The following is a 25,086-nucleotide window of genomic DNA, read 5'->3' as shown; positions in this document are numbered from 1 at the left end:
GCCCCACAGCCCGAGGACCTGCACGGCGACGAAGGACGCGACGAGTCCGAGCAGGGTGCACCAGAACATGCGCGGGCGGGACGTCGTACGCGGCAGGTAGCGGCTGAAGTCACCGGCATACGGCGCCCAGGACAGCGACAGGCTCAGCGCGATGGTGCTGGTGAGCACGAACGCGCCGACGCGGTCGGCGCCGGTGGCGGACCCGGTCGTCGCGGGGTGGACCCCGTCGAGCATCCGCCAGGCGATCACCGCGAAGGCCACGGCGAGCACGAACGTCATGACGATCTGCAGACGGTGGATCGCTTCGTAGCCGAGCACGCCCAGAGCCCCCTGAGCCGCCATCATCACCAGCACGCCGAGCCAGAACGGCCAGCCGCACAGCCGCGCCAGCGCATCCCCGCCGAACAGCCCGATCAACGCGTCCCAGGCGACCGAGGACAGCCACTGGAGCGTGCCGGGAAGTACCACGGACCGGCCGAACGCGAGGCGCGCGAGCGGGAGTTGGCCGGTGCCGGTGAGGCCGCCCCAGGTGCTGAGGTAGGCGGTGGGCAGCGCGCCGAGCACGGTCCCGAGGACGACCGCGGCGAGTGCGGTGGTGAAGTCCAGGCCGAGCGCGATCCCGATCGTGCCGGTGAACACGCCCGTCATCGTCAGGTTCGGGGCGAACCACACGGTGAACAGGCGTCCCGCCCCGCCGTACCGGTTGCTCTCGGGGACCGGCTCGATGCCGTGCCCCTCCACGCGGAGGTCGCCGGGTGCGGCCGGCATCCGTCCGTCGAAGACAGCGGGCCGGCCGTCGGCGGGCAGCCCGCCGGGAACATGCGCCAATGGCATGGAAGACATCCCTCCGCCAGTATGAACTGGTTCAGGTTCGACGGGTGTGATCTCAGCCCTCGGATGGGGCACCCCGTGTCCGGTACGACGGACACACTAACCGTTCTCTGCGACGGAGCGGGAGGGGGTCCTCACTCCCGCGGACCAGCGCACGCCCGCGCGTGCTCCGGTTCATTCGAACGGCGCGGGCGGGCCGGTTCACAGCGCGGCGCGTGTCTCCCCTCGGTACTGTCGGAAGTGATCGCCGCTCGCTCTGCGCTCCCGGGTTCCGGGCCCCGGTGGCAGGGCGGAAGGAGGCAGGGTGCCGTGACCGTGATCTCCCTGAAGTCCGCGCGGGTGCGGGAAGGCCTCGCCCTCCCGTACGCCGAAGCCGGCTACCCCAGTGGTACGCCGGTCGTCTTCGTGCACGGTCTGGCGGACTCCTGGTGGTCCTTCGAACCCCTCCTGAGGCGCCTTCCGGCGTCCCTGCACGGATACGCGCCCACGCAGCGCGGGCACGGCGATGCCGACCGGCCCCCGGAGGGCTACACTCCCGATGACTTCGCCGCCGACCTGGTGGCCTTCCTGGACGCGGTCGACATTCCGCGGGCCGTCCTGGTCGGGGCGTCCAGCGGCGGTGTACCGGCCCGGATCGTCGCGGGCAGCCACCCCGACCGCATCGCGGGGCTGGTGCTGCTCGGCGTCCCCGGCACCCTCGCGGACAAGCCGGCGGTGACCGGCCTGGTGACGGCCATGGAGGACCTGGCCGATCCCGTGCCCCGCGCGTTCGTCGAGGACTTCCTGGCCGACACGGCGGCCCGCCCGATCGCCCGGGGGTTCGTCGAGACCATGGTGGAGGAGAACCTGAAGGTGCCCGCTCACGTCTGGAAGGACACCTCCCGCGGGCTCCTCGACGCCGATCTCCGCGCGACCCTCGGGGGCATCCTCGTGCCCACACTCGTCATCTGGGGTGAACAGGACGAATTCCTGCCGCGCGAGGACCAGCAGACCATCCTGGACGCCGTCCACGGCGCCGACTTCCTCGCCTACCCGGGGACCGGGCACTCCGTCCACTGGGAGCAGCCCGAGCGCGTGGTCGCCGACATCACCGCGTTCGTCACGCGGATCGAGCACCCCGGCACGCGAGCCGGCGGCGGCTGACCTCACCCGGCGGGTGCGCGGAAAGCCATCGGCCCGGGGTCACGGTCACTGACGCGATCTGTACCGCCGCCGCCCCGCCGACGTGTCTGCATGGCATGCTCATGCTCCCCACAGGAAGGGATCACGTGCCATGAGACCGAGCCGACGCTCCCTGCTCGCCGCCACCGCCGTACTGGGATCCGTTGTCGCCGCCCCCGCGCCCGCGGGCGCCGCCGAAGTGCCCACCGCGGGCGCCTTCTACGTACAGAGCGCCGTCACAGGACTGAACGCCGCCGACAGCGCGGGCGCGGTCGTCCAGCACAACCCCAAGGGCAACGAGGACCACCAGCAGTGGACCCTGCGCCAGAGCGGGACCTCCTTCGTACTCGAAAGCGCCGACGCGGCGGGCAGTTGCCTGGGCCGCTCGGGCGGCCAGGCCCGAACCGTCGCGTGTGCGAGCGCGGATGCCGCCTGGGAGGTGACGCCGAGCGGCACCGACCAGTACGCGCTCAAAGCCCCGGGAACGAACAGCTACTTGACCGTCTCCGACAAGTCCTCGGGCGCCAACTACCCCGCCGAACTTGCGGTCGGAGCACCGGGCGCCCTGGCTTCCTGGTACCTCACCCCGGTCGCGGCCACGACCCGGTCGATGCCGTCCCAGGACCAACGCACCCTGGACCAGGTCACGTTCCTCACCGCGCACAACGCCTACGCGAACGGGGTGGACGGCGGATTCGCCCCGCCCTTCGTGAACTTCGTACCCAATCAGAAGCGAGGCATCAATCAGCAACTCGCCGACGGCGTACGGGGTTTCATGCTGGACCTGCATCAAACCCCCGACGGGGCCATCCTCTGTCACAACAGTTGCACCCTCGTCAGCAGGCCGGTCGCGCTCTGGGTCGACCTCCAGCGCATGGTCGACTTCCTCAAGCAGCACCCCGATCAGTTCGTCACCGTGTTCCTGGAGGACTACGTCGACCCGGGCGTCCTGCGTGCCGAACTCGCCCGGGTGAACGGCCTGTCCGACGTCCTCTACCGTCCCGACCAGACCGGTGTGCGCGAGCACGGCTGGCCGAAGCTCGCCGATCTCACCGCCGCCGGGCACCGCCTGCTCGTCTTTACCGACCACAGCCGTTCGTCCGACGAGTCCGCCGGACTGACCCGGGACAGTTTCGGCGTCATGTACCAGCGCGAGTGGACCGTCGAGAACTACTGGTCCATGGGCTCGGGCCTCGGCTCCTCCGACTGGTCCTGCTATAGCCGCTGGTACGACGCGGGCACGAATGTCCCGCTCACCCGCACCGAGACGGGGTTCCGTCCCCTCTTCGTCATGAACCACTTCCGCGACGTCACCATCTCGGGGACCGCCGGCACGGACAACACCAAACTCGCCGACCGGGCGCGCCGCTTCTGCGAGCCGGCCGGCCGCAAGAAGCCCAACTACCTGGCTGTCGACCGCTACGACCTGGGCGACCCCGCCTCCGCGGTGAACACGCTGAACGCATACGTGTATCCGTAGGCGGCCGCGACGGGGCATCGACGGGGGCGGCGACGGGGGCGCCGCCCCACGGCGGATGTCAGTGCCGTGCGGCAGGATCCACCTCCCGACCGGAGAGGGGATCAGTCATGGGTATGGGGTACAAGACGTCCTGGCTCGCTGTGCCCGGCGTCGACAGCGGGGCGGTCGCCGACGCGCTCGGACTGGTCGGGCGAGTGGCGATGGACTGGGAAGCGGGGACGGAAGCGGCGTACAGGCGGGGCGTGTTCGTGGCGTCCCCCGTGGAAGGCTGGACGCTCGCCCACGGCCGGATCCACCTCGACAACGGACGCGACGGCGACGGTCCCGCCATGCTGGACTGGCTCGGGTCCCTCGGCCGGTGCCTGGGTGAACTCCAGTACTTCAGCACGGATCGCATCGGCGAGTACCACGCCTGGGCGAGAGTGGAAGCCGGCCGAGTCGTCCGGGCCTATTGCTACAACGGCTGCGCCGGTGACGTGCCCCTGCGACACGGCGAGCCCACCGAGATCGAGTGCCAACTCGGCGTCGGGCAAAGGGGGCTGGAGGAGGGCCGGGAGAACTGGAGCGATGCCGAATGGGACGACTGGCATGCCGCCATGCCCAACGAGCAACACGTCATGGCCATCGCCCGGAACTGGGGAATCCTGCCTCTGGAGATCCCGGACGGTGCCCCGGTGGACGACGGCATCCGTGGACTTCCTCCAGGCGTCGAATGACGCTGACGCGCCCGCAACCCGCCGGTGAGCACGTGACGCTTCGTTCAGTGCTCGCGGAGGCCGCATTCGGCGGAGTAGAGAGTGGAGCCCGGAAGGAGCTGGCAGGTTGCTGCCCCGAATTGGACGACGGCGGCGCCCGAAGGGTCCACGGTGAGGGCGTCGACCCACACGTTCGCAGCGGACAGCACCGCTGCCGGTGTGTGCACTTCAGCCTCGGCCGGTGGGGAGAAGGGCGTGCCGTCGAGGAAGGCGAGGGCGGTCCGACCGCCGTCGGGCAGGAACTCCGCCTCCTCGATGGTCAGCCGCCAGTAGCCGGAGCGCCTGAGCGACGCCCTCCGGGTCGTCCCAGTGATGCCCTGTCGGATTGGGCAGGGCCGACCGGTCGACGGCATCGATGGCGTCCAGCGAGGCCACCCGGCCCGGCGGGGTGTTCATCGCCAGGCTCCGTGGACTCGCTCGATCTCGCCGAGGTACTGCGCAAGATGGAATCGAACCTCCTCGACGACCCCGTGTTCCCGGTCCGGGTACATCAGCTCGGACCAGACGACCGTCTCGCCCTGGAGCCGCACGGTGATGGTGAGTCCGCCGGGGTCCGCAGGGGCTTGGCCACGATCCGCCACCCGCACAGGCCGAGGCGCGTCCGACGGGTAGAGGGGTCCGCCCGGCCGGAGGAGCCGCCGGGGGTGCAGACCGAGCGCGCTGCCGTCGCTGCGCGTCACGAGGTCGAGCCCATCGACAAAGAGGTACGAGTGCACATCGACGCACTCCGGCGGTCCGGGACACGTACTGATCAGCAAGGAACTCACCACGGCATCGCTCCGCCGACCGGACGTCCCGCCCCGAAGCCCACCCGGGGCTCTACGCGGCATCGGCCTCATGTGACGTCATGGGCCGAGCATAGCGAGAGCACGGCTCGGCTTCGGAGGACCGGCTACGAGCACCGGACTTGGGCCACCGACCACCGACCACCGACCACGGGTCACCGACCACCGGCCACGGGCCGCCGCTCCGAGCGGAACGGACTCGGAAGCCATGGCCTGTTGGTATCAGGTCGAGACAATTGCCGGGGTATCGCCTCGTCTCTTCCCTCGTAAACTCCGAAGGGTGAAATGGGGGCGTTCAACCGGCGTCATCGCTCTCGCGCTTCTGCTGACCGGTTGCGGTGCGGAGTTCGATCCACTCTTCGTCGAGAGCGGGAGTTCCGGTCCGGTGATCGGCTGGCGTGAGTGCCCGGGCGCCGAGCACGACGGCATCACCGAGGTCGGCCTGTACCGGTGGGATCACGACGGCAGTGTCGATGATCCGGGCCAGATGCTGTGGCACATCAAGACCTCCGACGGGACCCCGCTCCACCGCATACAGCTCGGAAGTGCCCCGCGAGGCTTCACGACTCGGCTCCCCCTGACCGTCGAGTTGGACCCCACCTCCACCTACGCGCTGCGCACCAACATGACGTCGGACGATCTCGTTTCAGGTTTCCTCACGTTCGAGCCGCGCCAACTCGCCACGGGACGCGTCGTCTTCAGCGAGGGCCAGGAGGAATCACGAAGGTCGTACGAGAACCGGAACGACGAAGACTTCGGCTGCTTCCGCGACTGAAGGACCCTGGGCTGCGATCCTCGGCGCTCACCGTCCGCCCGCGGCGTCCACCGTGTCGGCTGCCACGACGCAGGCGAGCGCGGCCACCCTGCAGGCGATCAGAAACGCCGCGTTGGGACGCGAAGTATTGATCACGACCGCCAACTCCGCCGACCACGGCCACAGGGTTCGCGGGGGCCTCATGACGTGGGTGTACTCGCTCCGCTACGAGCTACGAGCTACGAAGCAGAGTGAGGAGGGGCGTCGCGCTGCTCCCGGGGTCCGTCTTCGGGTCCGTCCGCCGTGGGGTCCTCGCGGACCGGCGTCGTCGTCAGCGCCGCGTACCTGTGGGGGAGGAACCGCGTCACGACGTACACGAGCAGGCTGAGCCAGCACAGGGCGAACAGCCAGCCGCCCACGACGTCGGAGAACCAGTGAACGCCCAGGTAGACGCGGGACAGACCGACCAGCACGGCCCAGCAGCCGATGAGCAGGGCCAGCGCTCTCCTGGACTGTGGGGCGCGGGCCAGCACCGCGAGGACGAGGATGCCGCCCGCGACGGCCGAGGTCGTGGTGTGACCGGAGGGGAACGACCAGCCCGAGGCATGGGTGGCCCAGTTCTCCACGGGGGGCCGGGGACGGGCGATCAGTGACATCACCGCGAACCGCACGGTCTGCGCGGCGGCCAGAGCGCACACGCACGCCGTGACGGTGGTGACCCGCTGCCGCGCCGTATGCCCGAAGAGAAGGCCGGCCACGACGACCAGCACGTACGGAACGGCTCCTGTGCCGGTGTACGTCACGCCGCGTGCCAGGGCGAGCGGTATCTCCGGACGGTGCGCGAGCGACCACGAGGCGAGCTCGCTGTCGCCGGACAAGGGAGCACCCTCGTGCGTGGTCACGACCAGCGTCAGCAGCACGAACGCGACCAGGCTTCCCACCGCGGCCGACCCGGCGACGGCACCGGTGCCCCCGCGCTTCACGGCCGGGCCGAAACGGCATCGGCCTCGGGCGCAGGCGTGGCGCACGTGGCGGAGGACATGGATGTGGCCCCTTTCCTCGGCAGGCGCGCACGAGGCAGGACACCCCGCCCCGTACATGTCCCGCTGCATTCGTCTACATAACTGTAGACGAACGGCGGCCGGGATCGTTCCCGGTTCGACCCGTGAAGATCGCCGTTCTCTCAGCCTGCGACGCCCGGCGCTCCGTCGCCCGGCGGGATCGGTGCCGCGCCGCCCCGCCGGGCGGGCGGAAGACGCGGCCTCGCTGACCGCCCACGGCGACCCCTCTGGCGCACGACAGGGAATGCCGTACCCTACGTGTTACGTATAACCCTGGAGAGCCCCGATGAGACGCATCGCCCTGGTCACCCTCGTCGTCGACGACTACGACGAGGCCATCCGCCACTACACCGAAGCCCTCGGGTTCCGCCTCGTCGAGGACACCCCGCGGCCCGACGGCTCCCGCTGGGTCGTGGTCGAGCCGGGCACGGACGGCGGAGGAACCGGGCTGCTGCTCGCCCGTGCCAAGGACGAGGCACAGCGCGGCCGGATCGGCGACCAGACCGGCGGACGGGTCGGCTTCTTCCTCCACACCGACGACTTCGCCCGCGACCACGCCAGGATGCGCGCCGCGGGCGTGACCTTCCTGGAGGAGCCGCGCCACGAGCCGTACGGCTCGGTCGTCGTCTTCCAGGACCTGTACGGCAACCGCTGGGACCTGCTCCAGCCCGCGGACTGACCCGGCCTCCCGCACCTCGCGCGGGCTGCCGCACCCCCACGCACTTCCGCTCCCTCCCGCTCCGAACGACCTCACGAGGAACACCGCACATGACCGCGCCCCGCATCGACATCGACACCATCCGCCGCCTGCCGAAGGCGGTCCTGCACGACCACCTCGACGGCGGCCTCCGCCCGGCCACCCTCGTCGAGCTCGCGGAGACCGTCGGCCACACCCTGCCCACCACGGACCCGCAGGAGTTGGCCGCCTGGTACTACGAGGCCGCCAACTCCGGCGACCTCGTCCGCTACATAGCCACTTTCGAGCACACCCTCGCCGTGATGCAGTCCCGCGAAGGCCTGCTGCGTACGGCCGAGGAGTACGTCCTCGACCTCGCCGAGGACGGTGTCGTCTACGGCGAGGTGCGCTACGCGCCCGAGCTCATGGTCAACGGCGGGCTGACCCTGCCCGAGGTCGTCGAGGCCGTGCAGGAGGGTCTCGCCGCCGGTATGGCCAAGGCCGCCGCGGCGGGCACCCCGGTGCGCGTCGGCACCCTGCTGTGCGGCATGCGGATGTTCGACCGGACCCGCGAGACCGCCGACCTCGCGGTGGCTTTCCGGGACGCCGGCGTCGTCGGCTTCGACATCGCCGGCGCCGAGGACGGCTTCCCGCCGGCCGACCACCTGGACGCCTTCGAGCACCTGCGCCGCGAGAACGTCCCGTTCACGATCCACGCCGGTGAGGCCCACGGCCTGCCCAGCATCCACCAGGCGCTCCAGGTCTGCGGCGCCCAGCGCATCGGCCACGGCGTCCGTATCACCGAGGACATCGTGGACGGCAAGCTCGGCCGCCTCGCCGGCTGGGTGCGCGACCGCCGCATCGCCCTGGAGATGTGCCCGACGTCCAACCTCCAGACCGGCGCGGCGAAGTCCATCGCCGAGCACCCCATCACCGCCCTGCGCGACCTGGGCTTCCGAGTCACCCTCAACACCGACAACCGTCTGGTGTCGGGGACGACGATGACCCGGGAGATGTCGCTGCTCGTCGAGGAGGCGGGCTGGGGCCTGGAGGACCTGCGCACCGTCACGGTGAACGCCCTCAAGAGCGCGTTCATCCCCTTCGACGAGCGCAACGCCCTCATCGAGGACGTCGTCCTTCCCGGTTACGACATCTGAATGAGCCCGCGGACGTAGGCGGCCTGTCCGACGTGCTGGAGATCGTCGGACAGGACGCTGACCAGGCGTACGCCGAGCGTGACCGGCGGGTCCCAGCGTTCGTCCACGACGCGCTCGAAGTCGTCCGCGGCCAGACCGCCGATGTAGTCGAGGGTCCGTTCGTGGACCGCGTCGTAGTAGCCGAGCAGCAGGTCGCCCGACTCCACCCGGACCCGGGCGACCTTCGCGGACGTGTGGCCGTACCCGGTGTCGCCCCGTGGCAGGTCGAGCCCGAAGCGCTTCGCCCAGTCGTCGGTGAGCCAGACCTGCTCCGTCCCGGCCGCGTCGGCGACGTGGTCGTCCTGGATCCGGGTGAGGTGCCAGACCAGCCAGGAGATCGAGTTCGCCGTCTCGGCGGGGCGGGCGTTGAGGACCTCGGGCGCGAGGCCGCCGACGGCGGCATGGACTTCTTCCCGGATGCGGCCGAATCCGTCGCTGAGGATGTCCTTCGCAAGCATGGAACCACCATCGCGCATCGCGCCCGTCCCTGCGTCCGGAACGGCCCGACCCGGCGTCCCGAACCGGAATCCCGAACCGGGTTCCGTCCGGCATCCCGAACCGCCCCCGCATCCCGCACCGCGCCCCCGGCATCCGGGGCCAGGGCCTCACTCACCTGCCTCGGGAACCACGGGTCCGCGACGGCTCAGGCCCCGTCCTCCGAGGTGTCGAGCAGCGCCATCAGAGCCCGTGCGGCCGGGCTCGTGGCCTCCTCGGGCGGCAGCATCGCGACCGTCTCGTACGACCCCTCAGAAGCGCCCTTGAAGGCCAGCGCGGTGAGATCGCGGGCCTCCGGCTTGTGACCGAAGTGGCGTGGTACGACGGCGATCCCGAGGCCCTCGTGGACGAGCTCCAGGAGGCTGTGGACGTCGTTGACCTCCAGGGCCACCGTCCGCTGCACTCCCGCCGCCGTGAACGCCGCGTCGGTGGTGCGCCGCGGACCCCAGTCGGGGTGGAAGTCGACGAAGGCCTCCTCGCCCAGTTCCCCGGGCGTGACCACGGCCGCGGTGGCGAGCGGGTGCTCCGGGTGGCAGAGCACGGTCATCGGCTCACTGGCCAGCGGCACCGACCGCAGATGCTCGGAGTCGGCGCGGGTCCGCACCGCGAAGGCCAGGTCGAGACGGCCCGCCGCGACCTCCTCCGCCAGCGCCTCGGAGCCCGCCTGGCGCAACCGGATCTCCACGTCCGGATGACGCCGCCGGAACGCCGCGAGCAGTCTGGCGCAGTGCACGCCGGCGATGCACTGTTCGGTGCCGAGGGACAGCGTGCCGCGCAGCACCCCCTGCACGGCGGCCACGGCGTCGTGCGCCGACCGCACCTGGGCGAGGATCCGTTCCGCCTCGACGAACAGGGCGCGACCGGCCTCCGTGAGGGTGACCCGGCGGGTCGTACGGACGAAGAGCGGCGCCTGAAGCTCCCGCTCCAGCGCCCTGATCGACGAGGAGAGACCCGACTGCGACACCATCAGCCGCTCCGCCGCCCGGGTGAAGTGCCGGTCCTCGGCGACGGCGACGAAGTGCTGAAGATGACGGAGTTCCATGAGACGCAAGGGTAGGCGCCGATCAGCGGGCGCCTCGACCGATTGAGAAGCCGGATCGCTCAATGCCATCCGATCCTTCCGTTGGACCGGCGCCCACCGGGCGCGCGAGAGTGGGAGCCTGTTTCCCCGGCCTCACAGGAGTACGCGTTGTACACCCCGCACCCCGATCGTTACGCGGACATGCCCTACCGGCGTACCGGACGCAGCGGCCTGAAGCTCCCCGCGCTGTCGCTCGGCCTGTGGCACAACTTCGGCCCGGACCGGCCCGTGGACGTCCAGCGCGCGATCCTGCGCCGCGCCTTCGACCTCGGCGTCACCCACTTCGACCTGGCGAACAACTACGGCCCGCCGCCCGGCGCCGCCGAGTCCGCCCTCGGTGACGCCCTGAAGGCGGACTTCGGACACCACCGCGACGAGCTGGTCATCTCCACGAAGGCCGGCTATCTGATGTGGCCGGGCCCGTACGGCGAATGGGGCTCGCGCAAGTACCTGCTGTCCTCGCTCGACCAGAGCCTGGGCCGGATGGGTCTCGACTACGTCGACATCTTCTACTCGCACCGCCCCGACCCGGAGACCCCGCTCGAGGAGACGATGGGCGCCCTGCACTCGGCGGTCCAGCAGGGCAAGGCGCTGTACGTCGGCGTCTCGAACTACTCGGCGGAGCAGACCCGTGACGCCGCGAGGATCCTGGCCGAGCTGGGTACCCCGCTGCTCATCCACCAGCCGCGCTACTCGATGCTCGACCGCCGGCCCGAGGACGAGGGACTGCTGGACGCGCTCGACGAACTCCAGGTGGGCTCCATCGCCTACTCGCCGCTGGAGCAGGGCCTGCTGACCGGCCGCTACCTGGACGGCATCCCGGAGGACTCGCGGGCCGCGAGCGACAGTCCGTTCCTGAGCGCGGACACGGTCACCGAGGATCTCGTGGGCCGACTGCGGACCCTCGACGAGATCGCCAAGTCCCGCGGCCAGTCGCTGGCCCAGCTCGCGCTGGCCTGGGTGCTGCGCGGCGGCCGGGTCACCTCGGCCCTGGTCGGCGCCAGCAGCCCGCGGCAGCTCGAGGACAGCGTCGCCGCCATCGGCAACCTGGACTTCCGCGAGGACGAACTCGCCCGGATCGACGCGCTGGTCAAGGCGTAGCACCTACGACGTGCGGCGCGCCCTCGACTCCCGGCGCGCCCCCGACGGCACACCGAGGTCCCCGACGCGTGGCCGCGTCGGGGACCTCGGCGCGTGTCAGGCCGGGACGCGGTCCAGGAATCCGTGCACGCTCCGGATCCGGCCCTCGCCGTCCAGGACGATCACGTCGAAGCCCGCGACGGGCGCCGAGCCGTCCGCCTCGTCGACCAGTTCCCAGCCGAAGCGGGCGATGCCGTGGTGGCCGTCCACCGCGCCCAGCGGACGGAGGACGAAGCCGGGGAACCGCTCGTGCGCCGAGGCGATCACGGCCGCGATCTCCTCGTGCCCGCGGACGTCGGCGAGCGGGTCGGTGTAGGTGCCGTCCGGGGCCCAGGCGGCGGCCACCGCCTTCGCCGGCGTGTCCGGCCCGCTCGCGTTCCAGGCCTCGAAGTAGCGGGTGACGGCGGTCTCGTAGCGCTCGGTGTTCGCGGACATGGTGAACCGGCCTCCATCGGGGAACGTATCCATGGTCAAGGTCCGTGTCCCGGGCGGCTGTTCGGCTGCCGGGACGCGATACGCCCACCCTGACGGGCACCGCGCGAAGCGTCGATTACCCCGCGGGTAATGCCGGGGAGCGGGGCGGTCCCGGAGCCGGAAAAGCTGTCGATGCCCTTTCGGCCACGCGCGGCGGTGAATATGCCAAGAGACTGGCTGGATTCACATGGTGACAGTGTGTCAGTAGTGGCGATACTCAATCAGTAGGGCAATTCAACCAAGCCCGTGCAATTGCACGGAGCAACGCCCGAGAGCCGCAGGGAAAGTGAGGCCGGACCCGGCGACGAGCGACGCCAATGGGGGAGATCGTGCACGACGAATTCCTGTGCCATGTCACCGCGTACGGCATGTGCGGCGGTCAGCGAGTCGGCGTACCCCTCGGCACCTATCGAGCGCCGACCCTGGCGCTGGCCCTGTGGTGGATGCGGGACCGCGCGGCCTGGATGGCGGAAAGACTCGACCCGCAGCCCGAGGACCCCTCCTTTCCGCCCAACTCGATCGCGCCGGTGGGGGACAGGGTCCCCGACGTCCCCATGATGCTGCGCGCATGGTGCGGTGACTCGGAGCAACAAGAACTGGTCGCCGAGGAGTTGGCCGCGGGCAAACTCGTCCGCGTCTCCACCAGCGACGACACCACCGAATACGAACTGCTCGCGGAATCGGTGGACGCGCTGCGCATGCACCGCACCGCCGCGGTGCTGGGGATCTCCGCCGCCTGAGCCTCCGGGCGCCCCGGACGCCGAGCGCTGATCAGGCGCGCAAGGGTGCGAATCGTTAGAATTCTGGCATGGCAGAGAGGCCTGTCGCGGCAACCGCACCCGAGCTCGTCCTCGAAACCGAGGCGGGCTCGACGGTGATGAGTCCGAACCACGATTACCACGTCGGGCGCGATCCGCTGTGCGATGTCGTGATCGACGACGTCCGGGTCTCGTGGCACCACGCGGTGCTGCGGCCCCACGCGGATCACTGGACGCTCGAGGACGAGAACAGCACGAACGGCACGTACGCCGACGGCCGCCGCGTCCACGAATGGGGCGTCGGACCCGGCAGCGTGATCCGCTTCGGCAGTCCCGCCGACGGCCCGCGTGCCGTCCTCGTCAGCCGCCCGCCACCCGTCGCGGAGCGCCCCTCGGCCGTCTCCATGCCGGCCGCCACCAGTACGTTCAGACAGCCGACCACCGTGCGGCCGCTGCCCTCCCGCACCGTGCGCATCGGCCGCGGCCCCGACAACGACCTCGTCATCGACGACCTGATCGTCTCCCGGAACCACGCCGAACTGCTGGCCCGGCCCGACGGGACGTACGAGATCGTCGACCTCGGCAGCCACAACGGCACGTTCCTCAACGGGCAGCCCGTCGAGCGGGCCCTGGTCACACCGGGTGACATCGTCGGTATCGGGCACTCCGCGTTCTGTCTCGTCGGAGACCAGCTCCAGGAGTACGTCGACAGCGGCGAGGTCTCCCTCGACGTGCAGGACCTCGTCGTCGAGGTCGACGGGGGCCGCAAGACGCTGCTGGACCAGGTGTCCTTTCCCGTCGGCGAGAAATGTCTGCTCGCCGTCGTCGGTCCGAGCGGCGCCGGCAAGTCCACGCTGCTGAACGCGCTCACCGGGCAGCGGCCCGCCGACCACGGCACGGTGCTCTACGACGGCCGTGACCTCTATCGCGACTACGCCGAACTGCGCCAGCGCATCGGCCTCGTCCCGCAGGACGACATCCTGCACGCCCAGCTCACCGTCCGCCGGGCACTGACCTACGCCGCCGAACTGCGCTTCCCGCAGGACACCGCGAAGGCGGAGCGCCTGGCGCGGGTGGACGAGGTGATCGGCGAGCTGGGCCTGCAGCAACGCGTCGACCAGCCCATCCACAGTCTGTCGGGCGGACAGCGCAAGCGCGTCAGTGTGGCCCTTGAACTGCTCACCAAGCCGTCCCTGCTCTTCCTGGACGAACCGACCTCCGGACTCGACCCGGGCATGGACCGCTCGGTGATGCACATGCTGCGCGGCCTCGCCGACGACGGCCGTACCGTGATCGTGGTCACCCACAGCGTGCTCAGCCTGGACGTCTGCGACCGGCTCCTGGTGCTCGCGCCCGGCGGCAAGGTCGCCTACTACGGGCCGCCCGACGACACCCTGGCCTTCTTCGGCTACCGGCAGTGGCCCGAGGCGTTCGAGGCCTTCGAGCGCGACACGGAACGGGACTGGGCGGGGGAGTACCGGGACTCGCCGTTCCACCGTCAGTACATCGACAAATCGACCTCGCAGCCGAGGATGCCGGACGCGGCCACCGGAGCGCTCGTCGGACCGCCCCCGAAGGCCCAGAGCTGGGGCTCCCAGCTCGGCACCCTGGTCCGCCGCTACGCCGCCGCGCTCGGGGCCGACCGGACCTTCCTCGCCATCATGATCGCCCTGCCGTTCGTGATGGGCGCGATGGCGCGGGCGCTGGCGGGCGGCAAGCTGACCCAGGAGACGGCGATGAACGCGCTGCTCATCCTGTGCGTCGGCGGCGTCCTGACCGGCGCGGCGAACGCCGTGCGCGAACTCGTCAAGGAACGGACGATCTACCAGCGAGAACGGGCCGTCGGTCTGTCCAGATCGGCGTACCTGATGTCCAAGGTCGTGGTCCTGGGCGCCATCACCGTGCTCCAGGCTGTCGTGCTCACCCTCGTGGGCCTGTTCGGCGTGAACCTCAACGCCCCCGGCGGCGAAGGCGTCCTGATGCCACCGCTCCTGGAGATCACGCTGGCCGTGGCCCTGCTGGCCTTCACCGCGATGATGCTCGGTCTCCTCGTCTCCGCCGTGGTGCGCAAGGAGGAGGTGACGATGCCGCTGCTGGTGCTGCTGGCCATCGTCCAGGTGGTGTTCTGCGGCGCCCTGCTGAAGCTGCACGGCGTGCCCGGCCTCGAACAGCTCTCCTGGCTCGTGCCCTCCCGCTGGGCCCTGGGCGCGATGGCCGGGACCATCGGTCTCGCCCGGATCGTGCCCGGCGAACTGACCGGCGACCCGATGTTCCGGCACTCGACCAGCGCATGGCTGATCAACATGGGCATGCTCGTCGTGCTCTGCGTCGTCTTCGGCTGGCTGGTCGCCCGGCTGCTGCGACGGCACGAGCCCGCGGTCATGCGGAAGTAGCCGCCGATGACGAGCCCCGGATTCCGTCCGACGCATGTCGTTCCGCAGGACGGGCTGCCCGCGTGGGAGTCGCCGGACCCGTCGCGGCCCACTGTTCCCCTGGACGCGCTGCTGCCGGTCGAACTCGTCGACCGGCTCGGTGACTGGGGGCGCGTCGTGTGCGCGAACGGCTGGTCGGCGTGGGTCGACGGCCGCCTGCTGATCGCCGTACCGCAGGTACCGCCGGCGGCGACCCGCCCGCTCGCCCGCACGGCCGATCCGCGCCCGCTGCTGGCCCGGGTCGACCAGGCACTCACCGAGTACCGCCGGGCGGCCGAGGAACTGGCGTCCGGGCGACTGGAGGCCGAGAACTTCCGGGCCCGGACACAGGGCAGCCGGATCGGCGTGATCGTCGACGGCGAGTCGATGTGGCTGTACGACGGCGAGCACGAGCGCTGGGTGTACTGCGACGGAACACGGCTGAGCACCTTCGCGGCCGAGCGCACCCCGTCGACCGCGCGGCGCGAGACGACTCACGAGCCTCAGGAACAGGACCTGTCGCGGGAGCGGGACGAGGCGAGGGAGCAGGAAGAGGCGCGGGAACAGGACGAGGCGCGGGAACGGGACCGGTCGGGAGACCGGGGCCCGGAGCGGGACCGGACGCGGGTTCCCGATCGGCCGAAGGAGCCGGACGGGTCGCAAGGACCGGACCGGCCGACTGCGCCGGACGAGGCGAACGTGCCGGAACGGGCGCAGGACCCGGACCGGGCGCAGGGGCCGGACCGGAAGAAGGAACGCCAGGCGGAGCCCACGCGGATCGTGCGGGAATCCGCCCCGGGCGGACGTTCCGACGGACCTCCCGACGGACCTCCCGACGGGCCTCCCAGTGGACACGAGCCCACCCGCCTGGTCACCTTCGACAGCGACGACAAGGGTGAGGACTGATGCGCGGCGCGCGGCACGAGCGAGGTGACCGCTGATGGACGAGACGTCCGGGCCGGACACCAGTCCGTTCTCGGGGCGGCCCTCCGAGCTGATCGGACGGCAGATCGCGGGCTACCGGATCGAGCGGGAGATCGGCCGTGGCGGGATGGCCGTCGTCTACCAGGCCAAGGACCTGCGACTGGACCGAACGGTCGCCCTCAAGCTGCTCGCCCCGGAACTCGCCCGCAACGACACCTTCCGCGGCCGCTTCACCCACGAGTCACGGGTCGCCGCCGCGATCGACCACCCGCACATCGTGCCCGTCTTCGAGGCGGGCGAGACGGACGGCGTCCTCTACATCGCCATGCGGTACGTCGCCGGGCGCGACCTGCGTCATCTCCTCGACCGCGAGGGCCCGCTGACGGTCACGGTGGCCGGCCGGATCGGCATCCAGGTCGCCTCCGCGCTCGACGCGGCCCACGACCACGGCCTGGTGCACCGGGACGTGAAGCCCGGCAACATCCTGGTGGCCCAGGGCACCGACAGCGACCACCCCGAACACGTCTATCTCACCGACTTCGGACTGACCAAGAAGTCCCTGTCGCTGACCGGGTTCACGAGCGTCGGACAGTTCGTGGGCACCCTCGACTACGTGGCGCCGGAACAGATCTCCGGCAAGCCGGTGGACGGCCGCTGCGACGTCTACAGCCTCGGCTGTGTGGTCTACGAGACGATGGCCGGCCGTCCGCCCTTCCAGCGCGACGACGACATGGCGCTGCTCTGGGCCCACCAGTACGACCAACCGCCGGCCCTGACCTCCGTGCGTCCCGACATCCCGGAGGCCGTCGACGCCGTCCTCGCGAAGGCGCTCTCCAAGAGCCCCGACGACCGGTACGACTCGTGCCTGGCCTTCGTCAGCGCGCTGCGGATCGCCGCACGCGGCCCGGTGACCGGGAGCGGCACCGGCTCGGGCACAGGGGCCGAGGCCGAGGCCGAGGCCGTGGCGGGCGGCCCGGGGCCCGTGCCGCAGCCGCCGGTCTGGGCCCGGCCGGTGTTCCGCCGCTGAGCCGCCACCGTCAGCAATCAGCCGTGAGCCGTGAGCAATCGGCAATCAGCTGTGAGCCATGAGCCGTGAGTTCCGAACCGCAGCGGTCAGGCGGTCAGCCGTCAGCCCGCCGACTCGACCTCGCCCCTGCGCCGGACTCCCTTGGCCAGAAGGGCGCCCAGGAATCCGGTGACCAGCCCCCACAGCAAGGCCAGGCCGAGGGCGCCCCACACCTGGGGCTTCAGGAAGAGCTCCCCCTTCAGGCCTCCGCCGATGTCACCCAGACCGAGGATCGACAGGCCGTAGTTCGCCGAGATCCGGCCGAGCAGGCAGATCATGAGCACGGTCAGCGCCAGCGCGACCGCCATGTGGACGGCGTGCTGCCAGGCCCGCGTCCGGGCCGGTGAACGGGCCGCCATCAGGAAGGCCGCCCCGAGCAGCAGGACGGCGTCGACGGCCACCAGCCAGTAGATTCTGCCGTCGTAGTCCGCGAGGGAGCCCAGGTTGAGCTCGGACACGTCCGGAGTACGCAGCACCTCGTCGAGCACATGGGGCATCGGCAGCCCGAAGGGCCCGTCCACCCGCCCGTTCCAGGTGGCGCCGAGACCGATCGTGAACGCGAGCCAGACGACATTGGGAAGACCCAGGAGCATCACGGCGAAGGTCTCGGCCGCGTGCCCACGGGTCGCCGCCACCACGAGCCCGACGACCACGCCGAGGCCGACGCAGACGAGGAGCAGGACCACCATGGCGTACGCGGCCGGACGCACCGCTTCCTGGAAGCGCAGCAGGCGGGCGGGGAGCGCCGCGCCGCGCGAGACGAGCAGAGCGATCACGAACACACCCGCGAGCCACAGCACCCCGAAGAACAGGGTCGGTGCCATGGCGGTCCTGAAACCCACCTCGGGCGTTGCGCCGAACAGGTCGCCGATGGCGCCGATCGTGCCGTTCCCGAGGTCGATGGTGAAGTTCTGGCGGGCCGCGAGCGCCAGCCCGATCAGCACGAGCAGCCACAGGACGGCGAGCCGTCCGGCCCAGCCGGCCAGTTCCGTCGCCCCGGCGACGGCGCGATGCCGCAGCGGCCGCAGGAATCCCGCCCCGAGCACCAGCGCTCCGGTCAGGGTCACGGACAGCGGGATCACCGTGAGTCCCGCCTTCGTCTCGGCGATGGCTCCCGCGTCGCCGGTGAACTCGACGGTCCCGCCGACCGCGGTGACCAGGGTGGCCGCGACCACCCTCGGAAAGGCGTTGTCGGGGAGGTCGGTGGCGCCGGAGGCCCACAGGCCGAGAGCGGCGACCACCATCATGAGGACCAGACCGGCCAGTACGGCCACGAGGGCCTGGAGCCAGCCGTGACGGGTGGCCGGAGGCTCACCGCTGCTGGGGGCCGGCTGAGCGGACGGTGTCTGGGGACTCACGCTGCCACGCTAAGCAGCGCCGAGACCGTCCGCCCCTCGGGGAGAGCCGGCCGCGTCGGCTTGCGGGCACCGGAGGACCGGGGCACACAATGGGTTCGTTCTGTAGGAAATCGGTGCAAAAGCCTCTCGGACGTCCCTGCATCCCTCCAACGGGAGAAGAGCTCGTGAGCGTCGAACAGCCGTCCTCCGGCCGCCCCACCGGCCCGCCCTCGGGCCCGCTGTCGGGCCCGACCCAGCCGAGTCCGACCCAGCCCGTCAATGTCCCGCCCACCGGACCGCCCAGCGACGCGTCCGGGGCAGGAGGCGGGCCCGGAGGACCAGGGGGCGGCGGCTCGGGAGGGGGCGGCGGCGGTTCTGGCCCCGAGGGGCCCGGCGGTGGAGCCGGCGGACCGGGTGGACCGGGCGGGGGACCCGAACGGCCCTGGTGGCGCTCGGCGCCGCGGGTCGCGCTGATCACCGGTGTCGTGGCGGCGGCGGTGATCCTCGGACTGGTCTTCACCAACAGCGGCGGCGGGGCCAAGAACGCCAGCAGCGAGGTGTTCGCGCAGCCCGCAGGCAAGTCGGGGCCTGACTCGTTCACGGAGTCGACCGCCAACGACAGTTCCATCGAGTCGGAGTCCCCCGCGGCATCGGCCTCGTCGGCGCCCGCCGACAAGGCCGGCACCTACAGCGGCAACGCGCCCGGCCTCTACGGCGGCACCCGTAACGTGGCGAGCTGCGATGTCGAGAAGCAGATCAGCGCGCTGAAGGCGGACCCCGCGAAGACCAAGGCCTTCGCCTCGGTCGAGGGCATCCAGCCGAACGCGGTCCCCGCCTATCTGCGGTCCCTGACCCCCGTACAACTGCGCCTGGACACCCGTGTCACCAACCACGGCTACCGCAACGGCGCCCCCACCAGCTATCAGGCGGTCCTCCAGGCCGGCACCGCCGTCCTCGTGGACTCCCGGGGTGTGCCCAGGGTGCGCTGTGCCTGCGGCAACCCGTTGCTCGAACCGGTACCGCAGAAGGGCAACATCAAGACGACGGGCGACCCGTGGCCGTCGTACCGTCCGCAGAACAGCGTGGCCGTCGTGCCGTCGAAGACGGTCATCGACGTATTCGTCATCTACGACCCCGAGAGCAACGAGTGGATCAAGCGGCACCGGGGCGACGACGTGAAGAAGGACAAGAAGACGCACCCCCCGGTGAGCCCGTCGCCGTCGGTCAGCGACTCGGGCTCCAAGTCCCCGTCGACCTCGGCCTCGACCTCGAACTCGCCGTCGTCCGAGAGCTCGTCCCCGTCGTCGGCCTCCTCCGAACCGTCCTCCTCCGCGCCGTCCTCGGTGGAACCGCCCCCGTCCAGCGAGCCTCCGGCGTCCGAGTCGCAGGCGCCCCCGGCGTCCGGTTCGGCCTCCGCGGACCTGACGTCGCAGTCGGCGGGCTCCTCCCCGGCGTCCCCCTGACTTCACCGAGAGCGGAACGCCGCTCCCTTCCCGTACGGCCCCGCGCTTCTAGGCTGAAGGGGTGAGCGACCACGTGACGAACGAAGCCCGCGTCATCCCTCTGCGCCCGGCGGCGTCGGAGCCCTCCCGGACACCACCGGTGGCCGATGCCCCGGCCCGGGTACCGCGGCCACCGGTCCTCGTGCCGCGCCGGGGACCCGCGGGCCCCGCTCCCTCGGGCAAGGAGCCGTTGTGGCGCGACCTGGTCGGTGATGTCCTGCGGCGCGAGCGGCTGGCTCAGGAACGCACGCTCAAGGACGTGGCCGAGGCCGCCAGGATCTCCATGCCCTACCTCTCCGAGGTGGAGCGCGGCCGCAAGGAGGCCTCCTCCGAGGTCCTCGCCGCGGCCGCGCGCGCCCTCGGTCTCGGCCTGACCGACCTGTTGTGGCTGGCCCAGCGGGAGCTGACCCGGCACACCCGGGCCGAGTCCGTCCGCGGCCGCTCGGCGGCGGCCCCGTCCTCGGGTTCGCGGTACGACGGCATGTGCCTCGCCGCCTGACGGACCCGGGCGCGGTGCCCCCGCCGCGCCCGCACACCGCGCCCTCGCCGCCCGGCATCGGCCCGCTCCTGGCGGGCCGATGTCAGAGCAGGGCGAGCCGGCGGCTGAGGATCTCGTCGGCGAGCCCGTACTCCACCGCTTCCCGCGCGGTGAAGATCTTGTCGCGGTCCATGTCGGCGCGCAGCGTGGCGGCGTCGTGGTGGCTGTGCCGGGACAGCACCTCCTCGACCTGCGAGCGGATCCGCAGCATCTCCTTGGCCTGGAGGCTGAGGTCCGACACCGTGCCCTGACGGCCGTCGCTGGCCGGCTGGCCGAGCAGCACGCGGGCGTGTTCCAGGACGAACCGCCGCCCGGGATCGCCCCCGGCGAGCAGCACCGCGGCGGTGGAGGCGGCCTGCCCGACGCAGAACGTCGAGATCGGCGCCTGGACGAAGGTCATCGTGTCGTAGATGGCCATCAGCGAAGTGAACGATCCCCCGGGCGAGTTGATGTAGATCGAGATCTCGCTCTCCGGGCTCGACGACTCCAGATGGAGGAGTTGCGCGATGACGACGTTGGCGACGCCGTCGTCGATCTCCGTGCCGAGGAAGATGATCCGCTCGGAGAGGAGCCGGCTGAAGACGTCGTACGACCGCTCGCCCTGCGGGGTCCGCTCGACGACGTTCGGAATCGTGTACGTACCCATGTCAGAGCCCCATCCGTCGCCGTGACGCGGCCGGGCGGACGTCGTCGAGCGACTCCACGACCCGGTCCACCATGCCGTACTCCTTGGCCTGTTCCGCCGTGAACCAGCGGTCCCGGTCACCGTCCCTGGAGATCGCCTCCTCGCTCTGGCCGGTGTGCTCCGCGGTGATCCGTTCGATGGCCCGCTTGGTGAACTCGTGGTTCTGTGCCTGGATCTCGATGTCGGCGGTGGTGCCGCCGATGCCCGCGGACGGCTGGTGCATCATGATCCGCGCGTTCGGCAGCGCGAAGCGCTTGCCGCGCGTGCCCACGCTGAGCAGGAACTGCCCCATGCTCGCGGCGAATCCCATCGCGAGCGTGGAGACGTCGTTGGGGATCAGCCGCATGGTGTCGTAGATGGCGAGTCCGGCGGTCACCGAACCACCGGGGCTGTTGATGTAGAGGCTGATGTCGGTGCGCGCGTCCTCGGCGGACAGCAGGAGCAGTTGGGCGCACACCCGGTTCGCGGAGACCTCGTCGACCTGGGTGCCCAGGAAGATGATCCGCTGGGCGAGCAACTGCGCGGCCAGGTGGTCGTCGTAGCGGGTCGCCGGGGTGTCGCCCTCCTCGGCCCACGGGGTGCGGGCCGGATGCCGGCCGGTGATGAGCGGAGTCATGGTTCCTCGTTCCTCCTGGTCGAGACGCGGCGGGCGTCGCCGCTGACCCCACTCTCGGTCCGGCGCCGGTGCCGGAGCGGATTTCTCGGCCCGTGGCAGATTCGCCGTCGGCAGAGCCGCGACGGCGGGGCGGGCCGGCGGAGGTCCGGCGCCGCTCCTCGTGCTCGTCCTCGCGCCGTTCCTCAGACGCCCGCGCGGAGTTGGCGAAAGAACGCCCGGACGTCGGCGACCAGCAGATCCGGCTCCTCCATCGCGGCGAAGTGACCGCCCCGGTCGAACTCGGTCCAGCGGACGATGGTGTCGGTGCGTTCCGCGACATGGCGCAGAGCGACGAAGTTCTCCTCGGGGAAGACGGCGAGCGCCGTCGGAGCGGTCGACGGCTCGGGCGGTGTGCCCCAGTAGGCGGCGTGGGCGCGCTCGTAGTAGATCCGCGCCGACGAACCGGCCGTGCCGGTCAGCCAGTACAGCATCACGTTGGTCAGCAGCAGATCCCGGTCGACGGCGCCCTCCGGACGGTCCCGCGAGTCCGTCCACTGCATGAACTTCTCGGCGATCCAGGCGAGTTGACCGACCGGAGAGTCCGTGAGGGCGTACGCGAGGGTCTGCGGCCGCGTGGCCTGGATCGCCGCGTAGCCCGCTTCCTCGCGGTTCCACGCCTGGCCGCGCCGCCAGGAACGGAGGGTGCGCTCGCGCTCGTACGGGCTCAGCGCGGCCAGTTCCCCGGCTGTCGGCTCGGTGACGGCGGACGATCCGGGCAGCAGGTTGAGATGGACGCCGGTCACCCGGTCGGGGTGTGCCCGCCCGAGCTCGCGCGAGACGGCCCCGCCCCAGTCGCCGCCCTGCGCGCCGTAGCGACGGTGGCCGAGGCGGTCCATCAGCGTCGCGAACGCGGCGGCCACCCGGGTGAACTCCCAGCCGGTGTCGCGTGTCGGTCCCGAGAGCCCGAAGCCCGGGATGCTCGGCACGACCAGGTGGAAGGCGTCCGCGGGATCGCCGCCGTGCGCGCGAGGATCGGTCAACGGCCCGACGACATCGGTGAATTCGACGATGGACCCGGGCCAGCCGTGCGTCATGATCAGCGGGGTCGCCCCGGGCTCCGGCGAGCGGATGTGCGCGAAGTGCACGCGCGCGCCGTCGATCTCGGTGGTGAACTGTGGCCATGTGTTGAGGCGCTTCTCGGCCGCACGCCAGTCGTAGGTGTGCCGCCAGTGGCGGACGAGATCCTGGAGGTAGTCCTTCGGGACTCCGTAGGCCCAGCCCACTCCGGGCAGTTCGTCGGGCCAGCGGGTGGTGTCGAGGCGGCGGTGCAGGTCGTCCAGATCGCTCTGCGGGAAGTCGACACGGAACGGATGGACGCCGGGGGATTCGGTGAGAGTCATGTCCGCGGATGCTAACTCCGCGCCGGGCGCGCCCGGCATGGGTTTTCCGCGCGGAAGGGGCGCCCACCTGGCGCCCGCCGGGGAGGCCCCGGTCGGCGGTGGCGAGGCGGTGGCGAGGTCGTGCGCGCGCGGACGATGAGTTTTCGGACGAGGATCGGTCGACAGAGGTGACGACGCATTCCGCCCGAGGAGGTACACATGCCCGCCGACGGTTTCACCACCTGTCTGTGGTTCGACGGCCAGGCCGAGGAGGCCGCGCACTACTACGTCTCGATGTTCAAGCACTCCCGGCTCGGCCGGGTCGGCCGCTACACCGAGGCAGGGCCCGGGACGCCCGGTTCCGTGCTGGCCGTCGAGTTCGTGGCCAACGGCCAGAAGTTCGTCGCGGTCAACGGAGGCCCGCAGTTCACGTTCGACGAGGCGATCTCGTTCCAGGTCCACTGCTACGGCCAGGAAGAGGTGGACCACTACTGGAACAAGTTCGTCGAGGACGGAGGCGAGGCGGGTCCCTGCGGCTGGCTGAAGGACAAGTACGGACTGTCCTGGCAGATCGTCCCGGACGGGCTCATCGAGCTGCTCGGCGACGCGGACACGGAGAAGGCCGCCCGTACGGCCCAGGCGATGTACAAGATGACGAAGCTGGACATGGCGGCCCTGGAACGGGCGCACGCGGGGGAGTGACCGGCGCCCCGGGCGGCCCCCGCGCCCTCCGGCCGGGACGGGGAGCCCGTCCCGGCCGGCCGGGACGCCTCAGGCGGGGTGGCCGCGCGGGTGGATCCGGGCCGCCAGCACCGCCACGTCGTCCTCCGCGTGCCGGGCGTCGAGCGCGACCAGCACCTCGTCGAGCAGGGCGTCGACGCCGGCGCCCGGGGGAAGCCGCAGCGCGGCCAGCCGTGCCAGCGACGCGTCGATGTCCTCGTCGCGGCGCTCGACGAGCCCGTCGGTGAACATCACCAGGGTGTCGTCGGGGGAGAGCCTGCGGACCACCTGCTCGTAGCCGCCCACCCCCGTGCCCAGCGGCGGACCCACCGGCAGCGGCAGCAGTTCGCCCGAGCCGTCGCCGGCGAACACCACCGGCGGCAGATGCCCGGCACCCGCGATCACCGCGATTCCACGCGCCGGATCGACCCGCACGAGCAGACACGTCGCCGGGCGCCGGCTGCCGTCCTCGGCGACCGCGGTGTCCAGACGGCGCAGCACCCGGTGGGGCGGAAGGTCCGTGGAGGCGACGTAGCGCAGCATCGAGCGGTACGCGTTCATGTCCACCGCGGCGTCCAGGCCGTGGCCCATCACGTCGCCGACGACCAGCAGGGTGCGCCCGAAGTGCAGCCGTACGGTCTCGAACCAGTCCCCGCCCACCAGGGAACCGCCGCCCGCGGGCAGATAGCGGGTGGCGAGGTCGAGGTTCGGATGCGGCCGGCCCGGTGCGGCGAGCAGCGCCCGCTGGAGGTCCAGGACCGTGCCGCGCAGCGACGCGTGCTCGCGGGAGTGGCCGAGGTGCACGGCCGCGAGCCGCGCCGCGTGGTGGGCGCCCGCCACGTCGGCGCCGCTGAACGGCGCGCCCTGCCGGACGGCGAGCAGCACCCCGTACAGGCGCCGGTGCGCGAGCAGCGGTACGGCCATGACCTGCCGGGGTGTCCGGCCGGACAGGTCGATCGAGGCGGCGACCGGACGGCCCTCGTCGAGCGCCCGGACGGACAGCGGGCGCGGGCCCTCCAACGGAGTGAGCAGCCGGGTGCGGCCGGCCTCGGCCACGCGAGTGAGCGCCAGGTCCGGAGGACGGTGGCCGGCCGCGACGTCCCTGGGCAGCAGGTCCACCGCGGCGGTCTCGCAGAAGCGCCGGCACAGGAACGCGACGAGCTCCTCGCAGGTCGTGCGTTCGTCGAGCGTCGTGCCGATCGACTCGACGGCGTCCTCCGAGGCGTCGGACGGCACCCCCGCACCCGCCGTCTCGGCACTGCCCCGGCCCGCCATCACACCT

The 25,086-nt window shown here is 71.3% G+C and carries 27 protein-coding genes and 1 riboswitch; of the genes, 14 read left to right on the top strand and 13 right to left on the bottom strand.

The annotated features are described in order from the left end of the window. The coding region (locus ACWEBX_RS23910; protein WP_451886851.1) for a purine-cytosine permease family protein at nucleotides 1–834 on the bottom strand (834 nt) is incomplete at its 3' end. After that, nucleotides 826–920: riboswitch (TPP riboswitch) on the bottom strand. Its footprint overlaps the gene before it by 9 nt. 220 nt (nucleotides 921–1,140) lie before the next feature. Here ACWEBX_RS23910 and ACWEBX_RS23905 point away from each other — a divergent pair. The 3 genes from ACWEBX_RS23905 (at nucleotide 1,141) to ACWEBX_RS23895 (ending at nucleotide 4,188) form a co-directional block, all read left to right on the top strand. Beyond that, nucleotides 1,141–1,974: an alpha/beta fold hydrolase gene (locus ACWEBX_RS23905; RefSeq protein ID WP_451886850.1), complete on the top strand. Its 834-nt coding sequence runs from the start codon at nucleotides 1,141–1,143 to the stop codon at nucleotides 1,972–1,974. Between the two features lie 130 nt (nucleotides 1,975–2,104). Beyond that, on the top strand, nucleotides 2,105–3,472 hold the full coding sequence (locus tag ACWEBX_RS23900) for an RICIN domain-containing protein (RefSeq protein ID WP_451886849.1): 1,368 nt from the start codon (nucleotides 2,105–2,107) through the stop codon (nucleotides 3,470–3,472). Nucleotides 3,473–3,579: 107 nt separating this feature from the next. After that, nucleotides 3,580–4,188: a hypothetical protein gene (locus tag ACWEBX_RS23895; RefSeq protein ID WP_451886848.1), complete on the top strand. Its 609-nt coding sequence runs from the start codon at nucleotides 3,580–3,582 to the stop codon at nucleotides 4,186–4,188. Nucleotides 4,189–4,232: 44 nt separating this feature from the next. Here ACWEBX_RS23895 and ACWEBX_RS23890 read toward each other — a convergent pair whose 3' ends face one another. Next, complete coding sequence (locus tag ACWEBX_RS23890; RefSeq protein WP_451886847.1) at nucleotides 4,233–4,580, bottom strand: hypothetical protein; 348 nt, start codon at nucleotides 4,578–4,580, stop codon at nucleotides 4,233–4,235. A 39-nt stretch (nucleotides 4,581–4,619) separates the two neighbouring features. Further along, entirely contained in the window at nucleotides 4,620–4,907 is a 288-nt protein-coding gene (locus ACWEBX_RS23885) for a hypothetical protein (RefSeq protein ID WP_451886846.1), read from the bottom strand. A 385-nt stretch (nucleotides 4,908–5,292) separates the two neighbouring features. Between ACWEBX_RS23885 and ACWEBX_RS23880 the strand changes: the two genes are divergently transcribed. Beyond that, nucleotides 5,293–5,787, top strand: coding sequence for a hypothetical protein (locus ACWEBX_RS23880; protein WP_451886845.1), 495 nt, complete (start codon nucleotides 5,293–5,295; stop codon nucleotides 5,785–5,787). Between the two features lie 27 nt (nucleotides 5,788–5,814). Here the strand turns inward: ACWEBX_RS23880 and ACWEBX_RS23875 are convergent, their stop codons facing one another. Continuing rightward, nucleotides 5,815–5,970: a hypothetical protein gene (locus ACWEBX_RS23875; protein WP_451886844.1), complete on the bottom strand. Its 156-nt coding sequence runs from the start codon at nucleotides 5,968–5,970 to the stop codon at nucleotides 5,815–5,817. Between the two features lie 35 nt (nucleotides 5,971–6,005). Further along, nucleotides 6,006–6,749 carry a phosphatase PAP2 family protein gene (locus ACWEBX_RS23870; protein ID WP_451886843.1) on the bottom strand — a complete coding sequence of 248 codons (744 nt, stop codon included), beginning with the start codon at nucleotides 6,747–6,749 and terminating at the stop codon, nucleotides 6,006–6,008. Between the two features lie 364 nt (nucleotides 6,750–7,113). Between ACWEBX_RS23870 and ACWEBX_RS23865 the strand changes: the two genes are divergently transcribed. After that, complete coding sequence (locus ACWEBX_RS23865) at nucleotides 7,114–7,506, top strand: VOC family protein (RefSeq protein WP_451886842.1); 393 nt, start codon at nucleotides 7,114–7,116, stop codon at nucleotides 7,504–7,506. A gap of 89 nt (nucleotides 7,507–7,595) precedes the next feature. Then, nucleotides 7,596–8,660 carry an adenosine deaminase gene (locus tag ACWEBX_RS23860; RefSeq protein ID WP_451886841.1) on the top strand — a complete coding sequence of 355 codons (1,065 nt, stop codon included), beginning with the start codon at nucleotides 7,596–7,598 and terminating at the stop codon, nucleotides 8,658–8,660. Here ACWEBX_RS23860 and ACWEBX_RS23855 read toward each other — a convergent pair. Then, a complete protein-coding gene (locus tag ACWEBX_RS23855; RefSeq protein ID WP_451886840.1) occupies nucleotides 8,648–9,157 on the bottom strand; it encodes a mycothiol transferase in 510 nt (169 codons plus the stop codon). The two genes, ACWEBX_RS23860 and ACWEBX_RS23855, sit on opposite strands and share 13 nt — an antisense overlap. Nucleotides 9,158–9,342: 185 nt before the next feature. After that, nucleotides 9,343–10,236, bottom strand: coding sequence for a LysR family transcriptional regulator (locus ACWEBX_RS23850; RefSeq protein ID WP_451886839.1), 894 nt, complete (start codon nucleotides 10,234–10,236; stop codon nucleotides 9,343–9,345). Nucleotides 10,237–10,383: 147 nt separating this feature from the next. Here ACWEBX_RS23850 and mgrA point away from each other — a divergent pair, with 147 nt between their 5' ends. Next, nucleotides 10,384–11,376, top strand: a complete 993-nt coding sequence (mgrA, locus tag ACWEBX_RS23845; RefSeq protein ID WP_451886838.1) for an L-glyceraldehyde 3-phosphate reductase — start codon at nucleotides 10,384–10,386, stop codon at nucleotides 11,374–11,376. A gap of 96 nt (nucleotides 11,377–11,472) precedes the next feature. Here the strand turns inward: mgrA and ACWEBX_RS23840 are convergent, their stop codons facing one another. After that, on the bottom strand, nucleotides 11,473–11,850 hold the full coding sequence (locus tag ACWEBX_RS23840) for a nuclear transport factor 2 family protein (RefSeq protein WP_451886837.1): 378 nt from the start codon (nucleotides 11,848–11,850) through the stop codon (nucleotides 11,473–11,475). 368 nt (nucleotides 11,851–12,218) lie between these two features. On the opposite strand from ACWEBX_RS23840, the gene ACWEBX_RS23835 reads away from it, so the two are divergent. The 4 genes from ACWEBX_RS23835 (at nucleotide 12,219) to ACWEBX_RS23820 (ending at nucleotide 17,009) form a co-directional block, all read left to right on the top strand. Next, on the top strand, nucleotides 12,219–12,629 hold the full coding sequence (locus tag ACWEBX_RS23835; protein WP_451886855.1) for a hypothetical protein: 411 nt from the start codon (nucleotides 12,219–12,221) through the stop codon (nucleotides 12,627–12,629). Nucleotides 12,630–12,697: 68 nt separating this feature from the next. After that, nucleotides 12,698–15,040, top strand: a complete 2,343-nt coding sequence (locus ACWEBX_RS23830; protein ID WP_451886836.1) for an FHA domain-containing protein — start codon at nucleotides 12,698–12,700, stop codon at nucleotides 15,038–15,040. Between the two features lie 6 nt (nucleotides 15,041–15,046). Beyond that, on the top strand, nucleotides 15,047–15,964 hold the full coding sequence (locus tag ACWEBX_RS23825) for a hypothetical protein (RefSeq protein ID WP_451886835.1): 918 nt from the start codon (nucleotides 15,047–15,049) through the stop codon (nucleotides 15,962–15,964). 34 nt (nucleotides 15,965–15,998) lie between these two features. After that, the gene (locus ACWEBX_RS23820; RefSeq protein WP_451886834.1) at nucleotides 15,999–17,009 is read left to right on the top strand and encodes a serine/threonine-protein kinase; all 1,011 of its coding nucleotides are present in this window, start codon (nucleotides 15,999–16,001) and stop codon (nucleotides 17,007–17,009) included. Nucleotides 17,010–17,110: 101 nt separating this feature from the next. Here ACWEBX_RS23820 and ACWEBX_RS23815 read toward each other — a convergent pair whose 3' ends face one another. Further along, the gene (locus ACWEBX_RS23815; protein ID WP_451886833.1) at nucleotides 17,111–18,406 is read right to left on the bottom strand and encodes a streptophobe family protein; all 1,296 of its coding nucleotides are present in this window, start codon (nucleotides 18,404–18,406) and stop codon (nucleotides 17,111–17,113) included. Nucleotides 18,407–18,570: 164 nt separating this feature from the next. On the opposite strand from ACWEBX_RS23815, the gene ACWEBX_RS23810 reads away from it, so the two are divergent. Next, nucleotides 18,571–19,848 carry a DUF6777 domain-containing protein gene (locus tag ACWEBX_RS23810; protein ID WP_451886832.1) on the top strand — a complete coding sequence of 426 codons (1,278 nt, stop codon included), beginning with the start codon at nucleotides 18,571–18,573 and terminating at the stop codon, nucleotides 19,846–19,848. Nucleotides 19,849–19,909: 61 nt separating this feature from the next. Continuing rightward, nucleotides 19,910–20,386, top strand: a complete 477-nt coding sequence (locus ACWEBX_RS23805; RefSeq protein WP_451886831.1) for a helix-turn-helix domain-containing protein — start codon at nucleotides 19,910–19,912, stop codon at nucleotides 20,384–20,386. 82 nt (nucleotides 20,387–20,468) lie between these two features. Here ACWEBX_RS23805 and ACWEBX_RS23800 read toward each other — a convergent pair whose 3' ends face one another. From ACWEBX_RS23800 to ACWEBX_RS23790, 3 genes are all read right to left on the bottom strand, one after another. Further along, a complete protein-coding gene (locus ACWEBX_RS23800; RefSeq protein ID WP_451886830.1) occupies nucleotides 20,469–21,071 on the bottom strand; it encodes a ClpP family protease in 603 nt (200 codons plus the stop codon). A gap of 1 nt (nucleotide 21,072) precedes the next feature. Beyond that, on the bottom strand, nucleotides 21,073–21,726 hold the full coding sequence (locus ACWEBX_RS23795; RefSeq protein WP_451886829.1) for an ATP-dependent Clp protease proteolytic subunit: 654 nt from the start codon (nucleotides 21,724–21,726) through the stop codon (nucleotides 21,073–21,075). Nucleotides 21,727–21,908: 182 nt separating this feature from the next. Then, nucleotides 21,909–23,105, bottom strand: coding sequence for an epoxide hydrolase family protein (locus ACWEBX_RS23790; protein WP_451886828.1), 1,197 nt, complete (start codon nucleotides 23,103–23,105; stop codon nucleotides 21,909–21,911). A 198-nt stretch (nucleotides 23,106–23,303) separates the two neighbouring features. On the opposite strand from ACWEBX_RS23790, the gene ACWEBX_RS23785 reads away from it, so the two are divergent. Beyond that, on the top strand, nucleotides 23,304–23,786 hold the full coding sequence (locus ACWEBX_RS23785; RefSeq protein WP_365485090.1) for a VOC family protein: 483 nt from the start codon (nucleotides 23,304–23,306) through the stop codon (nucleotides 23,784–23,786). A gap of 69 nt (nucleotides 23,787–23,855) precedes the next feature. On the opposite strand, the gene ACWEBX_RS23780 is transcribed toward ACWEBX_RS23785, so the two are convergent. Next, nucleotides 23,856–25,079, bottom strand: a complete 1,224-nt coding sequence (locus ACWEBX_RS23780; protein ID WP_451886827.1) for a PP2C family protein-serine/threonine phosphatase — start codon at nucleotides 25,077–25,079, stop codon at nucleotides 23,856–23,858. Nucleotides 25,080–25,086: the final 7 nt, after the last annotated feature.

Source organism: Streptomyces sp. NPDC005070 (assembly GCF_053600395.1).
Note: the sequence above shows the minus strand (reverse complement) of the source record. Positions and strands in the feature narration are given on the sequence as shown.